Annotated in this window: 19 protein-coding genes and 1 pseudogene; 10 read left to right on the plus strand and 10 right to left on the minus strand. The window is 58.8% G+C overall.

What is annotated here, in order from left to right; translation table 11 throughout:
- Window positions 1-21: 21 nt before the first annotated feature.
- Entirely contained in the window at window positions 22-633 is a 612-nt protein-coding gene (locus tag PH558_RS03450) for a LysE family translocator (RefSeq protein ID WP_095435415.1), read from the minus strand.
- Window positions 634-963: 330 nt separating this feature from the next.
- On the opposite strand from PH558_RS03450, the gene PH558_RS03455 reads away from it, so the two are divergent.
- The gene (locus PH558_RS03455) at window positions 964-2,826 is read left to right on the plus strand and encodes an ABC transporter ATP-binding protein (protein ID WP_285202202.1); all 1,863 of its coding nucleotides are present in this window, start codon (window positions 964-966) and stop codon (window positions 2,824-2,826) included.
- Window positions 2,827-2,847: 21 nt separating this feature from the next.
- Here the strand turns inward: PH558_RS03455 and PH558_RS03460 are convergent, their stop codons facing one another.
- Window positions 2,848-3,795 (minus strand): endonuclease/exonuclease/phosphatase family protein, encoded by a 948-nt coding sequence (locus PH558_RS03460; protein WP_285202204.1) that lies wholly within the window; start codon window positions 3,793-3,795, stop codon window positions 2,848-2,850.
- Window positions 3,796-4,263: 468 nt separating this feature from the next.
- On the opposite strand from PH558_RS03460, the gene petA reads away from it, so the two are divergent.
- From petA to PH558_RS03480, 4 genes are all read left to right on the plus strand, one after another.
- Window positions 4,264-4,842 carry a ubiquinol-cytochrome c reductase iron-sulfur subunit gene (gene petA, locus PH558_RS03465; RefSeq protein WP_095435412.1) on the plus strand — a complete coding sequence of 193 codons (579 nt, stop codon included), beginning with the start codon at window positions 4,264-4,266 and terminating at the stop codon, window positions 4,840-4,842.
- A gap of 14 nt (window positions 4,843-4,856) precedes the next feature.
- Window positions 4,857-6,131 (plus strand): cytochrome b, encoded by a 1,275-nt coding sequence (locus PH558_RS03470; protein WP_095435411.1) that lies wholly within the window; start codon window positions 4,857-4,859, stop codon window positions 6,129-6,131.
- Between the two features lie 61 nt (window positions 6,132-6,192).
- The gene (locus PH558_RS03475) at window positions 6,193-7,020 is read left to right on the plus strand and encodes a cytochrome c1 (protein WP_483314128.1); all 828 of its coding nucleotides are present in this window, start codon (window positions 6,193-6,195) and stop codon (window positions 7,018-7,020) included.
- Between the two features lie 117 nt (window positions 7,021-7,137).
- Window positions 7,138-7,680, plus strand: coding sequence for an adenine phosphoribosyltransferase (locus PH558_RS03480; protein WP_095435409.1), 543 nt, complete (start codon window positions 7,138-7,140; stop codon window positions 7,678-7,680).
- Between the two features lie 46 nt (window positions 7,681-7,726).
- Here PH558_RS03480 and PH558_RS03485 read toward each other — a convergent pair.
- Window positions 7,727-8,134 (minus strand): annotated as a pseudogene (locus tag PH558_RS03485) (MaoC/PaaZ C-terminal domain-containing protein); the annotation flags it as partial.
- A complete protein-coding gene (locus tag PH558_RS03490) occupies window positions 8,131-8,595 on the minus strand; it encodes a MaoC family dehydratase (RefSeq protein ID WP_095435407.1) in 465 nt (154 codons plus the stop codon). The gene PH558_RS03490 and the pseudogene PH558_RS03485, both read right to left, overlap by 4 nt.
- Window positions 8,596-8,780: 185 nt before the next feature.
- On the opposite strand from PH558_RS03490, the gene PH558_RS03495 reads away from it, so the two are divergent.
- Window positions 8,781-9,905, plus strand: a complete 1,125-nt coding sequence (locus tag PH558_RS03495; protein ID WP_285202212.1) for a hypothetical protein — start codon at window positions 8,781-8,783, stop codon at window positions 9,903-9,905.
- 21 nt (window positions 9,906-9,926) lie between these two features.
- Here PH558_RS03495 and ychF read toward each other — a convergent pair whose 3' ends face one another.
- The gene (gene ychF / locus PH558_RS03500) at window positions 9,927-11,030 is read right to left on the minus strand and encodes a redox-regulated ATPase YchF (protein ID WP_285202214.1); all 1,104 of its coding nucleotides are present in this window, start codon (window positions 11,028-11,030) and stop codon (window positions 9,927-9,929) included.
- Between the two features lie 234 nt (window positions 11,031-11,264).
- Between ychF and clpS the strand changes: the two genes are divergently transcribed.
- A complete protein-coding gene (clpS, locus tag PH558_RS03505; protein ID WP_069612856.1) occupies window positions 11,265-11,576 on the plus strand; it encodes an ATP-dependent Clp protease adapter ClpS in 312 nt (103 codons plus the stop codon).
- 13 nt (window positions 11,577-11,589) lie between these two features.
- On the opposite strand, the gene PH558_RS03510 is transcribed toward clpS, so the two are convergent.
- The 5 genes from PH558_RS03510 to PH558_RS03530 form a co-directional block, all read right to left on the minus strand.
- Window positions 11,590-12,066, minus strand: coding sequence for a GNAT family N-acetyltransferase (locus PH558_RS03510; protein WP_095435404.1), 477 nt, complete (start codon window positions 12,064-12,066; stop codon window positions 11,590-11,592).
- 1 nt (window position 12,067) lies between these two features.
- Window positions 12,068-12,784, minus strand: coding sequence for an aminoacyl-tRNA hydrolase (pth, locus tag PH558_RS03515; protein WP_095436316.1), 717 nt, complete (start codon window positions 12,782-12,784; stop codon window positions 12,068-12,070).
- A 73-nt stretch (window positions 12,785-12,857) separates the two neighbouring features.
- Window positions 12,858-13,589 carry a substrate-binding periplasmic protein gene (locus PH558_RS03520; protein ID WP_483314115.1) on the minus strand — a complete coding sequence of 244 codons (732 nt, stop codon included), beginning with the start codon at window positions 13,587-13,589 and terminating at the stop codon, window positions 12,858-12,860.
- Window positions 13,590-13,603: 14 nt separating this feature from the next.
- On the minus strand, window positions 13,604-15,970 hold the full coding sequence (locus PH558_RS03525) for an EAL domain-containing protein (RefSeq protein ID WP_285202215.1): 2,367 nt from the start codon (window positions 15,968-15,970) through the stop codon (window positions 13,604-13,606).
- Window positions 15,971-16,212: 242 nt separating this feature from the next.
- Window positions 16,213-16,830, minus strand: a complete 618-nt coding sequence (locus PH558_RS03530) for a 50S ribosomal protein L25/general stress protein Ctc (protein WP_095435401.1) — start codon at window positions 16,828-16,830, stop codon at window positions 16,213-16,215.
- Window positions 16,831-17,130: 300 nt separating this feature from the next.
- Here PH558_RS03530 and PH558_RS03535 point away from each other — a divergent pair, with 300 nt between their 5' ends.
- The 3 genes from PH558_RS03535 (at window position 17,131) to PH558_RS03545 (ending at window position 21,405) form a co-directional block, all read left to right on the plus strand.
- A complete protein-coding gene (locus PH558_RS03535; RefSeq protein ID WP_285202217.1) occupies window positions 17,131-18,573 on the plus strand; it encodes a hypothetical protein in 1,443 nt (480 codons plus the stop codon).
- A gap of 110 nt (window positions 18,574-18,683) precedes the next feature.
- A complete protein-coding gene (locus tag PH558_RS03540) occupies window positions 18,684-20,144 on the plus strand; it encodes a hypothetical protein (RefSeq protein WP_285202218.1) in 1,461 nt (486 codons plus the stop codon).
- 25 nt (window positions 20,145-20,169) lie between these two features.
- Window positions 20,170-21,405 (plus strand): MFS transporter, encoded by a 1,236-nt coding sequence (locus PH558_RS03545; RefSeq protein WP_095435398.1) that lies wholly within the window; start codon window positions 20,170-20,172, stop codon window positions 21,403-21,405.
- Window positions 21,406-21,408 lie beyond the last annotated feature (3 nt).

Raw genomic sequence — 21,408 nt, forward strand, 5'->3', positions numbered from 1 at the left:
TCCCGAGGACGACGCTGCGAGCTAACGGCTCGCAAGAGCAAGCTGCGCTGCGAGCACTCCGAATGCGGTCGCGAAGCTTCGGCGCATCCACGACTGAACAGTCGGACTTGAGACGATATGGCGGCTCAGATAGGCCGCGAACACACCATACGCTGCAAAGATGATGAAGGTGAGCGCCATGAAGACCAGACTGAGCTTCAGCATCAGCGTGATTGGACTTGTCTGATCCGGGGTCACGAATTGAGGCAGGAAGGCGAAGAAGAAGATCGACAATTTCGGATTGAGCAGGTTGATCAGGATTGCCGAGCCAATCACCTGTCGCGCGCTCCTGTCGGTTAGCGCGCCGTCGATACGCAAGTCACCTCGTTCTCGAAACATCGACCAAGCCATGTAAAGCAGATAGGCGACCCCGAGCCATTTGAGGGCTTGAAATGCCGTCGCGCTGGCGTGCAGAAGTGCGGCAAGGCCGCTTATCGCGGCGAGCAAATGCGGGATGATGCCAAGTGTGCAGCCGAACGCGGCGACCACACTCGCCCTCATGCCACCCGACAATCCAGCCGCAAGCGTATAGATTGCGCCGGTGCCGGGAGACGCCACGATGATGAGGGTCGTTAACAGAAATTCCATGCTCATATGATTGTCCTCACGACGGAGTGATATTTTTGTGCGGGGGAATGCCCGATCCGCCCGTTCGTTGTGAGGCAGCTACGGGCGAATGACGGAGGCTGTCGATGCGTCGCGCCGATGTGCGTGGGGAAATGGCAAGCATGGATTCCTCTCGATAATGGCCTGAGGCAATATCGAGGTGTCGTGTTCTCCGGTCTTGAATGAAATTGCGGGTCGTCCGTTATCCCAACTGATCGTCCCATCAAAGGCATGGGGTCTCCAGCCTAACGAAAATGTAACCTTTGTCGCAGCCTCCCTTTACTTTCCCGGCGCACCGAAACTCCCTATATCGCTGGCATGTTCATCCGCTCCGTGTTCCGTCTGTTCGAGACCTGGATTGATCCCTACTATCGCAGCGGTGATCTTAGACCGCCGCGGTCGCTCGGTGCCTTCATCTGGTACTATGTCGGCCAGGCCAAGGGACCTTTCCTGGCGATGGCGGCACTCGGCGGTGCCGTCGCGATGCTTGAGGCGGCGCTGTTCTGGTTCGTCGGGCATCTCGTCGACATCCTTGACAAGGTGAAACCGGGTGAGGGGTGGCCAGGGCTACTTGCCGGCCATGGCGCGGCGCTGCTCGGCATGGTTTTCGTTGTACTCGTGGTGCGCTTCGTGGTCGTCAGCCTCGGCGCATTGGTCGAGGAACAGGTGGTCGTGCCGGGCTTCCTCAATCTTGTGCGCTGGCAGGCTTATCGCCATGTGGCGAGGCAATCCGTCGAATTCTTCCAGAACGATTTCTCCGGCCGTGTCGTCACCAAGGTCTGGTCGGCGGGGCAGGCAACCGGCGATCTTGTCGTCTCGCTGCTGCAGGTCGTCTGGTTCATCATCATCTATGCCGCATCGACCATCGCGCTGGTCGGCGGGCTGGACTGGCGGCTGGCGCTGGTCATCGCGGTCTGGATCAGCGTCTTCTCTCTGCTTGCGCGGTATTTCGTGCCGCGCATCCGCCGGCATGCGCGTAACGCGGCCGAAGCGTCCTCGATGCTGAACGGCCGCATGGTCGATGCCTATGCCAATATTCAGACGCTGAAGCTCTTCGGCCGCGAAGAAGAGAACGACCATTACATCCGCAATGGTTTCGACCGCTTCCAGGCGGCCGTCATGCCGTTCACACGATTGTTGACCGGCGTGCGCTCATCGCTGGCGCTGCTGTCAGGCGTCATGATCACCACGATCGGCGCGCTCGCCGTCCATCTCTGGCTGGCGGGTGAAATCTCGACTGGAGGCGTCGCCTTCACGCTCAGCATGGTGTTGCGCCTGAACATGCTCTTCGGCAGGATGATGTCGCAGTTCAATGCCATCATGCGCAATCTCGGCACTATCCAGAATTCGGCCGAAATGATCTCCGAGCCAATCGGTCTGGTCGATCGGCCTGATGCCAAGGATCTGGTCGTCACCGGGCCTGAAATTCGTTTCGACGACGTGACGTTTCACTATGGGCGCGGCGGCGGCATCATCGGCAATTTCTCTCTCAACATACGCGCGGGAGAAAAGGTCGGCATCGTCGGCCGCTCCGGAGCAGGCAAGACGACGCTCGTCAATCTGCTCTTGCGTTTCTACGATCTGGAGGGCGGGCGCATCCTGATCGACGGACAGGATATCGCCGCCGTCAGGCAGGAGTCGCTGCGCAGCGCGATCGGCATGGTGACGCAGGATACCGCTCTCCTCAATCGCTCCATCCGTGACAATATCCTCTTCGGTCGGCCCGAAGCCACCGACGAACAGATGGTGGAGGCGGCCCGGCGGGCGGAGGCGGATCGCTTCATCACCGCTCTCGAGGATCAGAAGGGGCGCACCGCTTATGCCGCCCATGTCGGCGAGCGCGGTGTCAAGCTTTCAGGCGGCCAACGCCAGCGCGTCGCGATCGCGCGCGTCATGCTGAAGGACGCGCCCATTCTCGTGCTCGACGAGGCGACGTCCGCGCTGGATTCGGAAGCCGAGGCCGTGCTGCAGTCCAATCTGGATGGTCTGATGAAGGGCAAGACCGTGCTTGCGATCGCGCATCGGCTGTCGACCATCGCCAAGCTCGACCGGCTTGTTGTCATCGACAAGGGCGAGATCATCGAGGAGGGGACGCATGACGAGCTGATCGCTCGCGGCGGCCTCTATTCCGAACTCTGGGCACGTCAGTCCGGCGGTTTCATTGCGGCGGATGCCGATTGAGCCACCCTGAAACCCGCCGGATCACTTCTGCCGAGGCACGCTGAATTCCGTCATCAGGCCGAAATGGTTCGAGCCCATGGCGTCGCGGATCTGCCTCACGGATATCAGCCGAAGCGGCGCGCGGGCGAAGACGTGATCGATGGTGATCCCATAGGCTCCAGCAGCAATCGGCCATGTGGCGGGCTCGGGGAAGGCATGGCGGAGGCCGGTTGCCGCCAGGAAGCCGCGCATATCGGGCGTGATGACCGAGGCGTTGAAATCTCCGGCGAGAATCAACGGCCCTTTCACGTCATTAAGGGCCGGAGCGAGGAGACCAAGCTCGATCTGGTGGAACGCATCGAAATAAGGCTTGCTCAGATGAACGGAGGCGAAGTTCACGGGCTGGCCGTCCATGTCGATGGCGGCGAGAATGAAGCGATTGTCCCAGAGGCTACCGAGGCTGCGCATGAGTTGGGTCTGGAACGGTCTCTTCGACAACAGCAGCGAATCGCAATCGGTGGTCATCACGCCGCACCCAATGCGGTTAGGATAGACTTTCAAAATGCGGTCCATCTCGGAAAAGATCGGTCCTGCCTCGAAGATTTCGACGACGTCGGCTTTCGAGGCGATGATAAGATCGGCGATGCTAGGGCCGTTTTCGAAATTGCTGTCCTGGATGTTGAAGGAGAGCAACCTGAAATGCTCTCCACTTGCCTCAGCCGAAGCGACGAGCGAAGACGTGCTGTATTGCTGTAGCATGAGGACGGAGTGGACCAGCAGAATGATTCCGGCGGCGGTCAGGAAGAGCGCATACCAGTGGCGCTTGAAGGCGAATGCGACCAAAGCGAGCAGGATCGCGAACAGGCTTATATGGGTTTGCAGACTTTCGAAAAAGGCCAGCAGCCAGGAATTGGCGACGTAACGTGCGGCTAGGGTGCCGACCGCCAGTGTGGCGAGAACGCATAGGACGCAATAAATCGTGTGTCTCATGAGAAGTTCTCGTGCTTCGTTTTTGCTGCTTCGTATGCGCAAGACAACGAGTGCAATCCTCCATAAATCCCGGGGAGAATCCATTTGGATTTAAGTGGTAAAGCGCAGGTCCCGCGGAGTGGCGAAAGTGGCGATACTGCGCTGCCTTCCGCAATGCAGCATTGAAATCATTGTCTATTTTGCCTTGCAATATAAGAAAATACTACAGAAATCCCCAGATTTTTCATGGGTTTAACTTTTCGCATCGGTGCTGAAAGAGTTCAAGCTCCAGCCTTGTGACGCAATAGCGCAGTTTTGCCGCGACATTGTGCCCTGACCCCTTGCCAAGACTGGACATAATTTGCGATCAAGCTTAGAACGCAGCGGGTTACGGAGGAATCTATGGCGGAATTATGGTCGCGATGATTCGCCGTTAGTGAGAGGGGTACCACGGTTTTGCCGTGGTTTGCGGGAAGAGGATGTGCAGCGTTGAGCGAGCATAGTACGACAAGTGAATCCACAGGCGAGCCTACGCGCCGCGATTTCCTTTATTTGACGACAGGCATGGCTGGCGCCGTTGGTGCGGTTTCGGTCGCATGGCCGTTTATCGACCAGATGCGCCCGGATGCATCGACGCTTGCTCTTGCTTCCATCGAGGTCGACGTGTCCAGCCTTGAGCCAGGCATGTCGTTGACGGTGAAGTGGCGTGGCAAACCCGTCTTCATCCGTAACCGCACGCAGAAAGAAATCGACGATGCCAAGGGCACACAGCTTTCGGACCTGAAGGATCCGATCGCTCGCAACGCCAATCTTCCGTCCGATGCACAGGCAACCGACGTTGCCCGTTCGGCCGGCGAAGGCAAGGAAAACTGGCTCGTCATGATCGGCGTCTGCACCCATCTGGGTTGCATTCCGCTCGGCCAGGCAGGTGAATATGGCGGGTGGTTCTGTCCCTGCCATGGTTCGGTCTACGATACCGCCGGTCGCATCCGCCATGGGCCTGCGCCGCAGAACCTCTTCATCCCGCAATATGCGTTTACGTCGGAAAAGAAGATCAAGGTCGGTTGAGGGGGAGCTGAATCATGAGTGGTCATTCGTCTTACGAGCCATCGACAGGGCTCGAAAAATGGGTAGACGCGCGGCTTCCGCTGCCGCGTATGGTCTACGACAGTTTCATCGCCTATCCGGTTCCCCGCAACCTGAACTATGCCTATACGTTCGGCGCCATGCTGGCGGTTATGCTGATCCTGCAGATCCTGACCGGCGTCGTGCTGGCGATGCATTATGCGGCCAATACTGCGATTGCGTTCAACTCGGTCGAAAAGATCGTCCGCGACGTCAATCACGGCTGGCTGCTGCGCTACATGCACGCCAACGGCGCATCCTTCTTCTTCGTGGCCGTCTATCTGCACATTGCCCGCGGCCTCTACTATGGCTCCTACAAGGCGCCGCGCGAAATCCTCTGGATTCTCGGCGTGATCATCTACCTCCTGATGATGGCGACCGCCTTCATGGGCTACGTACTGCCCTGGGGTCAGATGTCCTTCTGGGGTGCGACTGTTATCACCGGTTTCTTCTCGGCCTTCCCGTGGGTCGGCGACTGGATCCAGACCTTCCTGCTCGGCGGCTTCGCCGTCGATGATCCGACTCTCAACCGCTTCTTCTCGCTGCACTATCTGCTGCCGTTCATGATTGCAGGTGTCGTCATCCTGCATATCTGGGCGCTGCATGTGACCGGCCAGACGAACCCGACCGGCGTCGAAGTCAAGCTGAAGACCGACACTGTCGCCTTCACGCCCTATGCGACGCTGAAGGATGCGCTCGGCGTCTCCATCTTCCTGCTGGTCTTCGCCTATTTCGTCTTCTACCTGCCGAACTTCCTCGGTCATGCCGATAACTACATCCCGGCCAACCCGCTGAAGACGCCGGCTCATATCGTTCCGGAATGGTACTTCCTGCCGTTCTACGCAATGCTGCGCTCGATCACCTTCAACATCGGCCCGATTGACTCCAAGCTTGGTGGCGTTCTGACGATGTTCGGCGCGATCATCGTGCTGTTCTTCCTGCCCTGGCTCGATACGTCGAAGATCCGCTCGGCCGTCTATCGCCCCTGGTATAAGCTGTTCTTCTGGCTGTTCATCGCCGATGCCATCCTGCTCGGCTGGCTGGGCTCGCAGCCCGCGGAAGGCATCTACACCACGGCTGCGCAGTTTGCGACGCTGTTCTACTTCCTCTTCTTCCTCGTCATCATGCCGGTGCTCGGCATTGTCGAGACACCGAGGCGCATTCCAAATTCGATTACGGAAGCGGTTCTTGAGAAACAGGGCGGTAAAGTTGCCGCTTCGGTTCAAGCATAACCGGCGATAGAGGAAGAAAACGATGAAAAAACTTGTTGTCGGCCTTCTATCCCTGACGCTCATGGGCGGCTTCTCGACCGCAGCCGTGATCGCTGCGGAAACGAAGCCTGCCGCAGAAGCAGAGACGCCGCACTATCCGCTGAAGGAGCCGCGCGAGCAGCGTTGGACCTTCTCCGGCCCGTTCGGCTATTATGACAAGGCGCAGCTGCAGCGTGGCCTCAAGGTCTATACGGAAGTCTGTTCCGCCTGCCATTCGATGAAGCTGGTGGCTTACCGCACGCTGGAAGATCTCGGCTATACGGAAGCACAGGTGAAGGCCTTTGCTGCCAATTACGAAGTGCAGGATGGCCCGAACCCTCAGGGTGAAATGTTCACCCGTAAGGCGCTTCCGTCTGACCATTTCAATTCGCCGTTCCCGAATGACGAGGCTGCCGCCGCCTCCAATAACGGGGCCGTGCCGCCTGACATGTCGCTGCTTGCCAAGGCGCGCGAAATCGAGCGCGGCTTCCCGCAGTTCATCTTCGACATCTTCACGCAGTATCAGGAAGGTGGCCCGGATTACATCTACTCGCTGCTGACCGGTTATGAGGATCCGCCGGCCGGTTTCACCGTACCGCAGAATTCGCACTACAATCCGTATTTCGATGCTGCTGCGACCTTTGCAATGCCGAAGCCGCTTTCGGACGGTCAGGTGACCTACGACGACGGCGCGCCTCAGACGGTCGATCAATATGCGCGAGATGTCTCCGCATTCCTGATGTGGACCTCCGAACCGCATCTGGAAGATCGTAAGCATCTTGGCTTCATGGTCATGGTATTCCTGCTGATCTTCTCGATCTTGATCTATCTCACCAAGCGTTCCGTCTATGCCAAGGCCGGCGCTCACTGAGCATCGGGACAACGATCCAGAAAAGGCGGCCCGGCGAGGCCGCCTTTTCTGTTGGTATAGCGCCCTGGTATTGATAGGGTGCAGCCGGCCCTATCACAGCCTGAGAGACTATATTTGATGAACACTATCGCTTCGGAGCTTGCCGCCAGCATCCGCTCCATTCCGGATTACCCCAAGCCCGGCATCATCTTCCGCGACATCACGACGATGCTTGGCGACGCCAGGGCGTTCCGCCGTGCCGTCGATGCGCTGGTGCAGCCTTACGCCGGCACGAAGATCGACAAGGTTGCCGGAATGGAAGCACGCGGCTTCATTCTCGGAGGCGCGGTGGCGCATCAGCTGTCGTCCGGCTTCGTGCCGATCCGTAAGAAGGGCAAGCTGCCGCACGACATCGTCCGCATCGCCTACAGCCTGGAATATGGTGTCGATGAGATGGAGATGCACCGTGATGCGGTCAATCCGGGTGAGAGGGTCATCCTCGTCGACGACCTGATCGCGACGGGCGGAACGGCCGTCGGCGCGACGAAGCTTCTGCGCCAGATAGGCGCCGAAGTGGTTGCCGCCTGCTTCGTCATCGACCTGCCTGACCTTGGCGGTCGCAGGAAGCTCGAGGAGCTTGACGTGCCGGTTCACACACTGGTGGAATTTTCCGGTCACTGACCGCGTTCCGAAGATTGGCGGGGCCGGTTTTTAAGGCCCCCCCGCTTCCGTCACAAGCGAGTGTGTAGAGCGTCCAGCCGGGGCGCGACGCCAAAGCGCGGCTGCCAAGGATCGCAACGCCATAGCTGATGGTATCGCCGGCAAAGACTGGCCGCAGCCATTGCAGCTTCTTGAAGCCGGGCGAGGGGCCGAGAGTGGGCGGCGTCTTACCCTCGGCGATCAGCCTTGCCGTCTCGGACTTCCAGTAATCGACGAAGCTGCGCATCCACATGGAGCAGCTATGCCATCCCGAGGCACAGAGGCCGCCGAACAAGGAGTGCTTGGCCGCCTCCGCGTCCATATGGAAGATTTGCGGATCGAAGCGCGAGGCAAAATGGACGATGCCCTCAGGCGTGAAGGTATGGCTGCCGATCTCGATACGTTCTCCGACAGCATAGAGTTCGCTCATCTTCATGCCGATACCTCCGCGCCAGCGCGCATGCGGATCATCACTGCATTCTGGCCGAGGCAGACGAGATCGCCACGCTGGTTTTCGACCTCATGGCGGAACGTGACGATACCGATACCCGGACGGGAGCGCATGGGACGGCCTTCGACGACGATCGATCGGCCCGACAGGGTATCGCCAGCCAGAACCGGCTTCTTCCACTCCATGAAATCGATGCCGGGCGCGCCTTGCGCATCGGTGGCAAGGAGATAGGAGTCGCACATCATGCGCATGAACATGGACGAGGTGTGCCAGCCGGAAGCGGCGAGGCCGCCGAGAATGCTGGCACGGCCGGCTTCCTCGTCCAGATGCATTGGTTGCGGGTCGAATTCGCTAGCGAATTCGATGATCTCCGCCGCCGTTACATGTTTTGGGCCGAGCAGAAATTCTCGTCCCGGCTGGAAGTCTTCGTAGACGAATTTCGTCATATCTTCTGTCGTCCTCCACCTCTCGTTTATCGGCAATCGCATGGCCCGCGGTGCTGGCGCAAGCATTTTCACGGTCAATATAAGGAAGGGACGGCGATGACTGTCTATTGGCCGCCGACAGCCCTTGATTGTATGCCGGCGATATGTTGAGGCTTGGGTCGTAGCAAGATGGTATGAGAGCTAGAATGAGCGAACTCAAAGTCGCACTGGAAGAGGCAGCCGGCGCGGGGATCATTTCGTCCAGCCAGGCCGAGAGATTGCTGCCCTATCTGGCGGACAAGAACATCGGTGCGTTGCCGACCGGACAGGGTCTCTCGGCATCCCGTTTTCCGGATGATCCCAACCCTCTGGAGGATACGGAAGCGCCGCGCTTCGTACGAGGCTTTCACGATGTGCTCATCACCATCGGTCTCATCGTTCTGCTCATCGGGCTATGGGGGCTGGCGAACCGCTATGCGCCCTTGCTGGCAATCGTCGTCCTCGCCGAGATCCTGGTGCGCCGACAGCGGCTGGCGCTTCCGGCCGTGGTCTTGACCGTCGCGCTCGTCGTCTGGGTTTTCTACATGGTGGTGAGCTATGTGACTTCCACACCGACGCTGAGCAATAATTTTACGATCGGCGCAATCGTCCTGGTCGCGCCATTCCCGCTGTCGCTGGCATTGTTTTACTGGCGCTACCGCGTGCCGTTGTCGCTGGCCTTATTCCTGTTTTCGCTGTTCGGCTTGTTTCTCGCCGCGGTCTTTTATATCGCCGGCACGGTAACTGGCTCTTCGAATGTGCCAGCGGATTATCCCATCCAGACGATGATGATCTTGCTGGTGACCGCGCTTGGCAGCTTTGCATTGGCAATGCGCTATGATCTCAGCGATCCGCAGAGAGTTACGCGCCGGTCCGACGTGGCCTTCTGGCTGCATCTCGCAACCGCGCCGGCTCTGCTTTATTCGACGATCCTCTTGGCCTTGCGCCTCGAACTCGCCAGCAGCGGCATCGTCTTCACCAATCTCACCGATGCCCTCTTCGGGGGCTATCTGCAGGCGGTGACCGTCCTCGTGGCGGTGCTGGTGATGATGCTGATCGGGCTCGTCATCGATCGCCGCGCTTTCGTGACCGCCGGCCTCGTATCGCTCGGCCTCGCGACGGCAGCCATCCTCGGGCACAACAATGCCGGGCTCGACAAGGTCGGCTTCCTGGTGCTGATGATTGTCGGTCTGGTCGTGCTGGTCATCGGCATCGGCTGGGCCGATCTGCGGCGCATCGTCGTGCGACGCCTGCCTGCCGGTCTGCAGGCGAGATTGCCGGCGTTGAGATAGGCGCCGGCAAGATAAAAGCCATTAGGTGTTGAAGCGGAAGTGGATGACGTCGCCGTCCTGGACGACGTATTCCTTGCCTTCGTCGCGTGCCTTGCCGGCTTCCTTGGCGCCGGTTTCACCGTTGTAGGCGATGTAATCGTCATAGGCGATCGTGTTGGCGCGGATAAAGCCGCGCTCGAAATCCGAGTGAATAACGCCGGCGGCCTGCGGAGCCTTCGTGCCCTGTTCGATGGTCCAGGCACGCGTTTCCTTTGGGCCTACCGTGAAATAGGTGATGAGGTGCAGGAGCTTGTAACCTGCGCGGATCAGGCGATCGAGGCCAGCTTCGTCGAGGCCGAGCGCGGAAAGGAATTCCTTTGCCTCTTCGTCCGGCAGCTGTGCCACTTCCGCCTCGATGGCGGCGGAGATGATGACGACTTCCGAATTCTGCTCCTTGGCCATGGCGGCGACGGCTGCCGTGTGCTCGTTGCCGGTCGCGGCATCGCTTTCGGCGACGTTGCAGACATAGAGCACCGGGTGCGAGGTCAGAAGATTCAGGCTCTTGAGGATGCGGATCTCTTCGGCATCGAGCTTCGACAGCAGCGTGCGCACCGGCTTGCCATCCTGAAGCAGCTTCAGCGAGGCTTCCATGATCGGCAGCATCGCCATGGATTCCTTGTCCTTGCCGGTGGCGCGCTTGCGTGTCTGCTCGGTGCGGCGTTCGAGGCTCTCGAGATCGGCGAGCATCAGCTCGGTCTCAATCGTTTCGGCATCGGCGACGGGATTGATGCGGCCTTCGACATGGGTGATGTCGCTGTCTTCGAAGCAGCGCAGCACATGCACGATGGCATCGACTTCGCGAATGTTGGCGAGGAACTGGTTGCCGAGGCCTTCACCCTTCGATGCGCCGCGCACGAGGCCGGCAATATCGACGAAGGAGATGCGGGTCGGGATCAGTTCCTTCGACTTGGCGATGTCGGCGAGCTTGCGCATGCGCGGATCGGGAACGGCCACTTCACCCGTGTTCGGCTCGATCGTGCAGAACGGATAGTTCGCCGCCTGCGCCGCCGCCGTCTTGGTCAGCGCGTTGAACAGAGTGGACTTGCCGACATTCGGCAGCCCGACGATACCGCATTTGAAACCCATGGCACCTTGTCCATATCTTGAAAATCTTTGCTGTGCCTATGGGGGAAGGGTCGTTGCGGGTCAAGTCTTGTGCGGGCAAGGAAGCTTTTTTCTGCCGAAAGAGAGGCAGAAGTGGCGCGAATACTCCTTTGTATTACCTGAGAGGTGCTGTCGTCCTTGAACCGTGTAGTGCGCTGCACTATAATTTCGCTATTAGCCCAAAGCCTCTTTCCCCTGTCGTCAACGGTGATGCCGATGAGTGACAATGATGTTGTCCTGAAACCGAAGACTAAAACGAAGCCGAAGGTCGAACGGCCGAAGCTCTACAAGATCATTCTCGTGAACGACGATTATACGCCGCGGGAATTCGTCATCATGGTGCTGAAGGCCGTCTTCCGTATGAGCGAGGAGACCGGCTATCGCGTCATGATGACCGCGCATAAGCTCGGCACTTGCGTGGTCATGGTCTGCGCGCGCGATATTGCCGAGACGAAGGCGCAGGAGGCGGTCGATCTCGCAAAGAGCGCCGGCTTCCCGCTGATGTTCACGACCGAACCGGAAGAATAGGAACGGCCGTTTTTCACTGCGCGGGCCGGCGGATATGGAAGCCGGTCTTGTCCTGCTTGAAGCCGCAATTGGCATAGAAACGCAGTGTTGCCGGATTTTTCGACCCGGTCAGCAGCATGACCTTGTAGCAGTTCCCCTCCCAGGCACTTGCGAACGCCTTATGGATGAGCGTGCCGGCAAGACCGCGCCGGCGATAGTCGGCATGGGTCACCACGTTCTCGATCAGGGCATAGGGCGCGCCGCCCCGCGTGAGATTCGGGATGACTGTCAGCGTCACGGAGGAGACCGCCTTGTCGCCGTCAAAGGCGGTTAAGATCGTCATGCCGGGATGCGCGAGGATTTCCGCAAGGCGGCTCTCCGCCAAGCTTAGGTCCAGTATCGGATCTTCCATGTGCAGGTGCCGGTAAAGTGCAAGCAGCGTCGGCAGGTCCGCCATCGCGACCGACCGGATGACGATATCCGCCGCGCTTTCCCGCGCTATTTCCGGCATCTCAATTGTCCTTCTTGCCGAACATCCGCTTCAGCATTTCCGCCATGGGACCGGTTTCCGGAATCTTCGGCTTGATCTGATTGCGGGCTTGATGAATGTGGGACTTGGCGGGCGCCTTTTTCTCCGGCTTGGGTGCCTCGTCTTCCGCCTTGCCGCCGAGGGCAAGTGCGATCTTGTTCATCAGCTGCGAATCTTCGCCGCGCACCAGCATGTCGGCATTGTCGGCGAGCGCATCGAACAGGGGATCAAGCCAGTCCCTGTCCACTTTGGCAAAATCGCCGAGAACGTGATTGTGCACCAGCTCTTTGGCACCGGGATGACCGATGCCGAGCCGCAGGCGGCGGTATGCCTTGCCGCAATGGGCGTCGATCGATTTGATGCCGTTATGGCCGCCATGGCCGCCGCCGGTCTTCAGTCGCGCCTTGCCGGCCGGCAGATCGAGTTCGTCGTAGATGACGACGAGATCGGACGGCTGCAGCTTATAGAAGCGCATGGCTTCACCAACGGCTTCGCCGGAGAGGTTCATGAAGGTTTGCGGCTTGATGAGCAGCACCTTCTGGCCGCCGAGTTCGCCTTCGGCAATCTCCGCCTTGAATTTCTTCGACCAGGGCGAAAAGCTGTGGCGGCGGTGGATAGTATCCACGGCCATGAAGCCGATATTGTGGCGGTTGCCCTGATACTTGGCGCCCGGATTGCCGAGGCCCGCGATGAGAAGCATGCGCTTCACCCCTTCGAAAATGCCGATGTCCTTCACCACAGCGATTTGACGGCAAAGTCAAGGCGGGATGCGGTCAGTCGCCGAGGTGCAGGCCGTACTTCAGGAAAATCCGCTTTTGCGTTCCGTCGGCAATCAGCGCATTCAGAGCCACCTGCATCCTGTTCAGGAGATCACTGGGGAAATCCTTGTGGCAGGCGATCCCCATGGGCTGTTGCGAGAGAAGGGTCACCTTTTCCACGGCGTTGCCCTCTTTCTGCAACTTGTCGAAATAGAATTCCGAGATCGGCATCAGGTCGATACGGTCGCTCATCAGCTTCTTGAGCGCGGCCTTGAAGTCGCTGCCGACGTCGATGCGCGGGAAGTCGTTCCGGTGCAGGAGCGCTTCCGTATAATCTTCTCGCCAGGTGCCGACGAGATATTTCCTGGCTTCGGCGATGTTGCCGGCGGTAACACCGGAGCCGCTATGCTTGATCAAAACATTACGGTCGATCAGCACCGGCTGCACCCATTTGAAGAGCTTGTCGCGTTCTTCGTTGTGAGCTGCGACGAATACGCAGGTCATAGGTTCCATCAGCGCCTGATTGTAGGCTCGCGCCCACGGCATGATGTCGATCGTATAGTCGACGCCGACATCGGTCATCACTTTCCGCACCTGGTCGGTGGTCGCTCCGACTACGGTCTTACCCTCACGATAGTTGAAGGGCGGATATTCCTCGGTGGTGAAATGGATCGTCTCGGCGTCGACGGAGGAGAAAAGCGTGAGCGAAAACAGACTGGCAGCAATCATAAGCAGCGGTTTTCGCATGCGGTTCCTCATCGCTATGACGCTTGTGCTACGGGGGAAGGGTGATGTTGGTGCGAGCCGACCAGCGTCCTCACCAGATTGTCCGGATGCAGCGGCCGATAGAACAGATAGCCCTGGCCATAGTCGATACCCATGGCGCGCAGGGTCGCGCATTCCTCCTCGGTTTCCACGCCTTCCGCGATCACCGTGCAGTTCATTTTGTGCGACAGCGTAGTGATGCTTTCGACCAGCATGCGGCTCTTGGCGCTGACATCGGAGGCGGTATCGTTGATCGCGCGGATGAAGGACTGGTCGATCTTGATGATATCGACCGGGAAGCGGTTGATATAGCTCAGCGAGGAATAGCCCGTGCCGAAATCGTCGAGCGCGATGCGGCAGCCGTAGCGGCAGATTTCGTTGATGACCATACGCGTCTCCGGATTGTCATCCATGAGGACGGCCTCGGTGATTTCTACGACGATGCGCTGGGGGGCGATTTCGTATCGTGACAGCAAAGCCGCAATGCGCAGCGGCAATTCCTGCTCGAACTGCAGCGGCGAGAAGTTGATGGCGAGATAGGTATCCTGCATGCCCTCGATCCGAGAGAGGCGAGCAAAATCAGCGATGGCCTTCTCCATGATGCGGTTGCCGATGCGAATGATGGAACCCGTCTCCTCCGCGACCTCGATGATGCGGCCAGGGGGCAGGATGCCTTTCTGAGGGTGATGCAGACGCATCAGCGCCTCGAAACCGGCGATCGAGCGGTCGTCTATATTGACGACGGGCTGCAGATAGGCTTCGAACCAGTCTTCGCTGAGGCCGGTTTCGATATGGTTCTCCAGTTCGGCGCGGCGGCGGGAATCATCCAGCATGCCGTTATCGAAAATCTGTGCGCCGTTCTTGCCATCGCGCTTCTTGGCGTACATGGCGATATCGGATTTCAGCAGCAGTTCGGCCGCGTTGGCGGCCTGACGCGGGTAGATCGCAATGCCGATGCTGGCGCTGAGGCGGGCATCGCCGATGAAGGGTGCCTCGAAGGCCTCGGCAATAAGGGCCGCCATGTCGATCGCTCTTGCTTCCGCATTCTCGGCCAGCAGCAGCATGGCAAATTCGTCGCCGCCGAGGCGCGCGGCAATATCGCCCGGCGTCAGGCATTTCTGCAGGCGCGACACCAGTTCGCGCAGTGCCGCATCGCCGGCGGCATGGCCCATATTATCGTTGATCCACTTGAAGCGATCGAGATCGATGAAGAGGCAGGCGAGCTCACGCCTGCGCAGATCGGCTTCATTGATCTTTGCGTCCAGCGCGCTCTCGAAGCCTTGGCGGTTGAGAAGGCCGGTCAGATGGTCGGTAATCGCCTGCCGCAGATTGCGGTCTTCCGACTGCTTGAGTTCGGTAACGTCGGTCATGACGGAGAGCGACAGACCGTCCTGGATCGCAGTCGTTTCGAGGATCAGGACATCCATGATCCGTCCATCCTGGCAAAGGAATTTCACCGTCACGGCGAGGCGGGCGGCACTGTCGGGATTGCCGCGTTTGCGCTCGATATATTGCATGCGCGAATCCGGCAGGATCAAGCTTGCAAACTCGCGGCCGATCACCTCGGCGCGATCGTAGCCTGTGGCCGCGAGCCAATAGTCGCTGACGGCAGCGATGCAATCATTCTTGTCTAGCGAGAAAAGCATGGCGGGCGTCAGATTATAGGTGTCCGTCGCCCGGCGATGAGCCAGCTTCAGTTCGTTTTCCTCTCGCTGCAGCTTGCTCTGCATGTCGTTGAAACTGCTGGCAAGCCGGCCCATTTCATCATTCGACTGCCAGTCCACATGATGACGCGAACCGAGTCTTCGCGTAGCCTCGATGGCATGCGTCAACCGCATCAGTGGCTGGATGACGAAGATGCGATTGCCGATCAGTGCCGCACCGAAGACCGTCAAAACGGCGAAGATGAAGATGGATATGAAGACGATCTCTTCACTCTTCAGGCCGTCGAACAGGCCGAGCTGAGGATAATAGACCGTGATGGTGCCAAGCCGCTTCGCACCGTCGACGCCGTTGTAGATGATTGGCCGGTCAACGGACTCCAGATTGCCCTTGTAAGATTTCGGGATGGTCGATTGCGTGACGTCGAGCTGGCCGGAAAGATCGCGGACGTTGACACGGACGATCGCGCCTTCGGCAACGGTGGTCGCACTGATCTGGGTGACGCTGTCTTCGTCGAGGTCCCATAGCGGCTTTGCGAGGGCCTGGGCATTGGCGACGAGGAGAACGGTTATGTGATCCTTGATTTCCTTTTCGGCGCGTTCGGACGAGAGAAAAAGGAAAAGGATGAAGAGCGGCGCTACGAAAACCAGCAGCGCACCGCAAACGATCGCGAAAAACCTGTTTTCGACCGAATGGCTCATAGTTCCGTTAGCTCCCCGGTCATAGACCAGCGGATTTTAGGGGTGCCGCTTTCTACAACTCTTTCGCGCAGGTTTTCATGAATCCGTTAAATGTTGCTGAAACTGTGGGGTTAATAGAAATCAACGATAGTATAGACCCAAGACGTTCTTATTTTTACTTTCTCTAATATTTATTCTCGAGTATGAAAAAACCCGCCGTCCCGAGGGAGGCGGGTTTCAATGCTTCAGGTCGAAGGTGCCAATCAGGCGCTGGCTTCTTCGCCGCCTTCTGCTTCGTCTTCCGCAAGGCCGGCTGCCGGGGCAACGATCGTTGCGATCGTGAAGTCGCGGTCGGCGATGACCGGGGTCACGTTCTTCGGCAGCTTGACAGCCGAGATGTGGACGCTGTCGCCGCTCTTCAGACCGGAGAGGTCAACGGTGAAGAATTCCGGGATCGCATCGGCCGGGCAATGAACTTCGACTTCGTGGCGAACGATGTTCAGCACGCCGCCAGCCTTGAGGCCCGGGGACTTCTCATGGTTTTCGAAGTGCACCGGAATTTCGACGGTGACCGCCGTGTTGCCGGAAACGCGCAGGAAGTCGACGTGAACCGTGAAGTCACGGACCGGATCGAGCTGGTAGTCCTTCGGCAGAACCTTGATCTTCTTGCCGCCGACGTCGATCGTTGCGATCGTCGTGAGGAAGCCGCCGGCGTGGATGCGCTTCGTCACCTCATTGGTGTTGAGAGCGATAGAAATGGGGGCCTGCTTGTCACCATAGATGACAGCGGGAATGAGACCATTGCGGCGAAGTTCACGGGCGGACCCCTTACCAACCCGTTCGCGCGCCTCGGCCTTGAGCTCGTAGCTTTCGTGGCTCATAGCTATTCCTTTCGAGGTTATTTGGAGAGTTCATTCGCTCGGTCATACGCCGTATCGATTGAACTGGAGGAGGGCGAGCCCTGCCTCATCCGCGTTGCCTCCAAGGGTGTCTACGCGGACGCGTGGCGTATAATACAAAGCGGCCAAAGGTGCAAGCACCCCCGAATGCGAAGCCTTGTGGTGACATTGCAACTGCCGCGAACAAGCCTGAGGTGCCATGTCTATCAACGCCTTGACATATACCCTCGGCCCCATCAACAGTCGAATCCAATCGATTGGCGTCAGAAGGAGAGGTCGGGCATGCGTTCCGGAGCAATCGCCGCCGCGGTTTTTTCCATGGGTCTTGCTGGCGCATCACAGGCTGCCGACGTCAATGAGCAAGGAGCCAAGGAACTCCGCAGCATCCTGACCCATTCGCTTTCGCAGGACCTTGCCCGCAGCGATTTCGTGACGGTCAAGCCGGCCGGTGACCAATATGAGATTACCTACGATCTCGCGAAATTCTTCGACAAGATCAATTCGAATGCGTTTTCGGTCACGGGTTTCAAGCCGCTGTCGCTATTTGCGCAGCCGGTCGAACAGGGACGGTGGCATCTGACGGGCGACAACAGCCTCGACGTCGCCCTGCATTCGCCAACCTCGGATATTGCCTATTCGATCGCCTCCAGTTCTTTCGACGGCATTTTCGATCCTGGCATTGAAATGATGCGGTCGATAGGCATCAAGAGCAGTGGCATGAAATTTTCGAGTGCCGGCAGCGGCCCGAAAAGCGGGCGCAAGATCGATGCGACAATCGACAGCGCCTCCTTTGCTCATACGGTTACCGACAGCAGCGAAGCTGGCAAGGTCGACCTGCAATTGCAAGGAACGCTGCAGCGCTTGCGTGAGCAGTTCACTGGGCGTTCGGACGCTTCGCCCATCATTTTTAGCGCCGATAGCGTCGATACCAATGTCACAGCGACAAGCCTGCCGGTGAAGGATCTGCGCGCGCTCATCCGTTTCTTCGTTCAACACGTAAAGGCTAAGCAGCTGTCGCAAAGCGGCAGCGAGAAGTTCGAGCAGCTGGTCCATCAGGCCCTGCCGGTTTTCGGTTCGCTCGGCAAGACCGTGACGGTGAACAATGCGCTGGTAGCGACGGAGAGGGGTAAGGTCGGCGTCAAGCGCATTGATTACAGTTTCAAGATGGACGGTTTGACCAAGGTTTCGAACGTCAATCTGGAGCTTAGGGCCGAACAGTTCACCCCCGATGCCGATCTCGTGCCGGCTGCCTTTACGCCCTTCCTGCCCGCGGCGCTGGACGTTCGGCTCGGCGTGCCCAATATCAACTTTGCCGGTCTCATCGATGCCGGGCTCGATTCGATTGCAACACGGGCGACGCCGGTTTCCAGCGAGGCCCTGAAACGCACGATGTTCCCGAGCGGCTACGGAACGCTGGAGTTCCCGAAGATCAGCGCAAAGTCTGACGTGTATGACGTCGAGGTTTCCGGCGCGCTGAAGGGCTCGACCAAGCCGCATTCCGGCATTTCGCTACAGGCGACGATCCTGGCGCGGGACTTCGACAAAACGGTTGCAGCACTTCAGGAGGCCGCCAAGGCTCAGCCTCGTTTGAACAGTGTTTCCTTCAGCCTGCTGGCCGCCAAGGGTTTTGCCAAGACCGACCCGGACGGCCGTCTCCGCTGGGACATCACTATGGACGAAGACCGGACGGTGACAGTCAACGGACAGGTGATGAAGAAGCCTTGAGGTTTGAGGGCAAGCCCATGTATCAGGGCGATGATAAAGTTACATGCGAAAGGCCGCCCGGCTCTTTCCAGATTTCCACGTTTCTTTTCCATCATATTTGGGGGTGAATTATGCGTTTCAAAGCGGTTGCCACGGCGGCTGTTCTCGCTGCCGGCGTGGCCGGCCTTGTGCAGGCGGCTGACGTCAGCGAGCAAGGTGCCAAGGATCTCTACGGCAATCTGACCTATTTCCTGCCTGATGATATCGCCAAGAGCGGTGCGATTTCGATCAAGCCGGTCAGCACGCACTATGAAGTCACCTATGATGTGCAGAAGCTGCTCGACAAGTTGAACGTGAGCGATTTCGCCATCAGCGGCCTCAAGCCATTGATGATGCTGGCGACGCCTCTCGATAGCGGCCTCTGGAACATCGAAGGCAACAATGCCTTCGATATCACGGCGAAGTCCAAGCCTGGCAGCAGCCCCGAGAGCGAATTTCGCTATGCCTTGGCGTCATCGACGTTCCAGGGTGTTTTCGATCCGGCCCTTCATTATCTGCGTTCGATGGATATGAAGGGTACCGGCATCACCTTTACGACGAAGACCACCGACGAAGATAAAAGCGTCCAGAAGAATGACGTCACGGCCGACAGCATCGTCTATACGCTATCATCGGCTGACAGCGGTGAGCCGGGCAGGCTCGATCTCAAGATGAACGGCAGCCTGCAATCGCTCTACGACAAGATCTCGGCCGACGATGCGACGCTCGGGGAAATCAAGATCGCGGCGATCGACTTCAACGCTGGCGCGACCAGACTACCGTTGAAGGCGGTGAATGCCCTGTTGCAGTTCGTCTCCGAACACAAGGATGAGAAGACGCTTTCCGATGCCGACAGCAAGGCGGTCAAGTCCTTGCTGATGGATGCTATGCCGATTGTCGGCTCCTTCGAGGAGTCCGTCGCGATCAAGGACATTGCGGTCACGACGCCATTCGGCAATGGCGGCCTGCAGAAGATGGGCTATTTCTTCAAGGTAGCCGGGCCAGCCAATGCCATGAACGCCGATTTCGGCCTGAATGCCGAGAAGCTTGCCCTGGAAACGGGCCTGATCCCTGAAGACTATGTCGCCTTCATTCCCGATACGGCCGATATACAGGTACAGGTGCCGAACCTGAATTTCTCCGCTCTGGCGGATGTGTTCCAGCAAGCCGATTTGAAGAACCCGGAGAGCGATAAAGCCCTAGACGAGAAGCTGCAGAAGGCCATGTTCCCCGACGGGACGATGACCATCAACTTCCCGAAGATCAGCGCCGTTTCGAGTCTTTATGATGTCGAGGCGTCGGGCAGTATGCGCGGCTGGCTGACCGAAAAGGACCGCGTCGCTATGAAGATGACGGTTCTTGCCCGAGATCTCGACAAGACGATTGCCGCCATCCAGGAGGCCGCAAAGACCAAGGAGGATCTGTCTCAGCTCTCCTTTGGCCTGATGATGGCCAAGGGCTTTGCCAAGACGGATGCCGATGGACGCTCGCGCTGGGATATCGACCTTTCCGACGACGGTCACGTGACGGTCAACGGGCAGGTCATGAAATAAGCCACTCCGAAATCAGAATGCGATCATGTTTGTCCTGAAGCCGCTGAGCCAGCGCTCGATCTCTCTCTTATGGGCCGGCCAGGTGCTGGCGGCTACAGGCTCCGAGTTCTATATGGTCGCAGTCGTCTGGATTGCAGCCGACTTCATCGGCAGCGATGCGGGATATGTCTCCGCATTGCAGTCCGGGGCGCTGCTGTTCGGCAGCTTGTTCGGCGGCATCGTCACGGATCGCTGGCGGCACAGCACGACGATGATCACGGCCGATCTGCTGCGCGCCGCTCTATTGCTGATGCTGTCCCTGGCAGGCCTTCTGCATCTGATGAGCCTGCCGCTGTTGATCGTGCTTGCCGGAAGCATCGCGTTGTTGACATCGACATTCGATCCGTCGCTACAGGCGACTCTGCCGGTGATTGCCGTCGATGCCGAAGTCCGGCATGCGACCAACGGCTTGTTCGATGCCACCCGCCGCATGGCGCGTATTCTCGGTCCGAGCCTGATCGCGCTCGTGAACGGGCTCCTGCCGAAATCTCAGTTTTTCACGGTCACGGCTGCTACCTTCATATTGTCGGCGCTTGCCGTGTGGCTGGCGGTAGCGAGACTTCCGACGCCGCCGCGGCGTCGGGATTTCTCCGGAATGGCGGCTGTGGTGGACGGCGTTCTTGGCGGGTGGCGCGCAGCGCGGGGCCATGCGGCAATCCTCTATGGCCTCTTCACCAACCTGATGGGAAACGTTGCCTGGGCGATGGGCATCCTGCTCGGCATGATCCTGCACTTGCGCGAAACCAGCGCCAACCCGTTGACCGACTACAGCCTGATGATGACGGCATACGGCGTCGGCAATCTGACCACCAACCTGATCCTCGGCAGCGTCAAGCCGCGCCGGCCGGTGGTCTGGATCATCGTGGCGAAGCTCATTTTCGGATCCGGCGTTTTCCTGCTGCCGCTGATGCATAATCGGATCGGGCTGATGATCGTTGCCTGCTTTGCGGCGATCAACGGTCCCTTCGAGAACCTTGCCACGCTGCATCTGATGCAGACGCGCAGCGAGCCGCATCGTCTGGCGCAGGTCTATCGTCTATTGATGTGCGCGATCTTCACCGGACTGCTTTTGGCTTACCTGATGTCGCCGACCCTGTTCGCAGCGTTTGGCATCGGGCCCTCGATCATGGGATCAGGCGCGGCCGTCTTCATCTCGGGGCTGTTGGGCATTGGCCTGCTCGCATGGAAACAGGCGCATCCTGCGGGAGCAAAGGCCACTTGAGGC

It is taken from the genome of Rhizobium pantanalense (assembly GCF_030182525.1).
Lineage (GTDB): Bacteria > Pseudomonadota > Alphaproteobacteria > Rhizobiales > Rhizobiaceae > Rhizobium.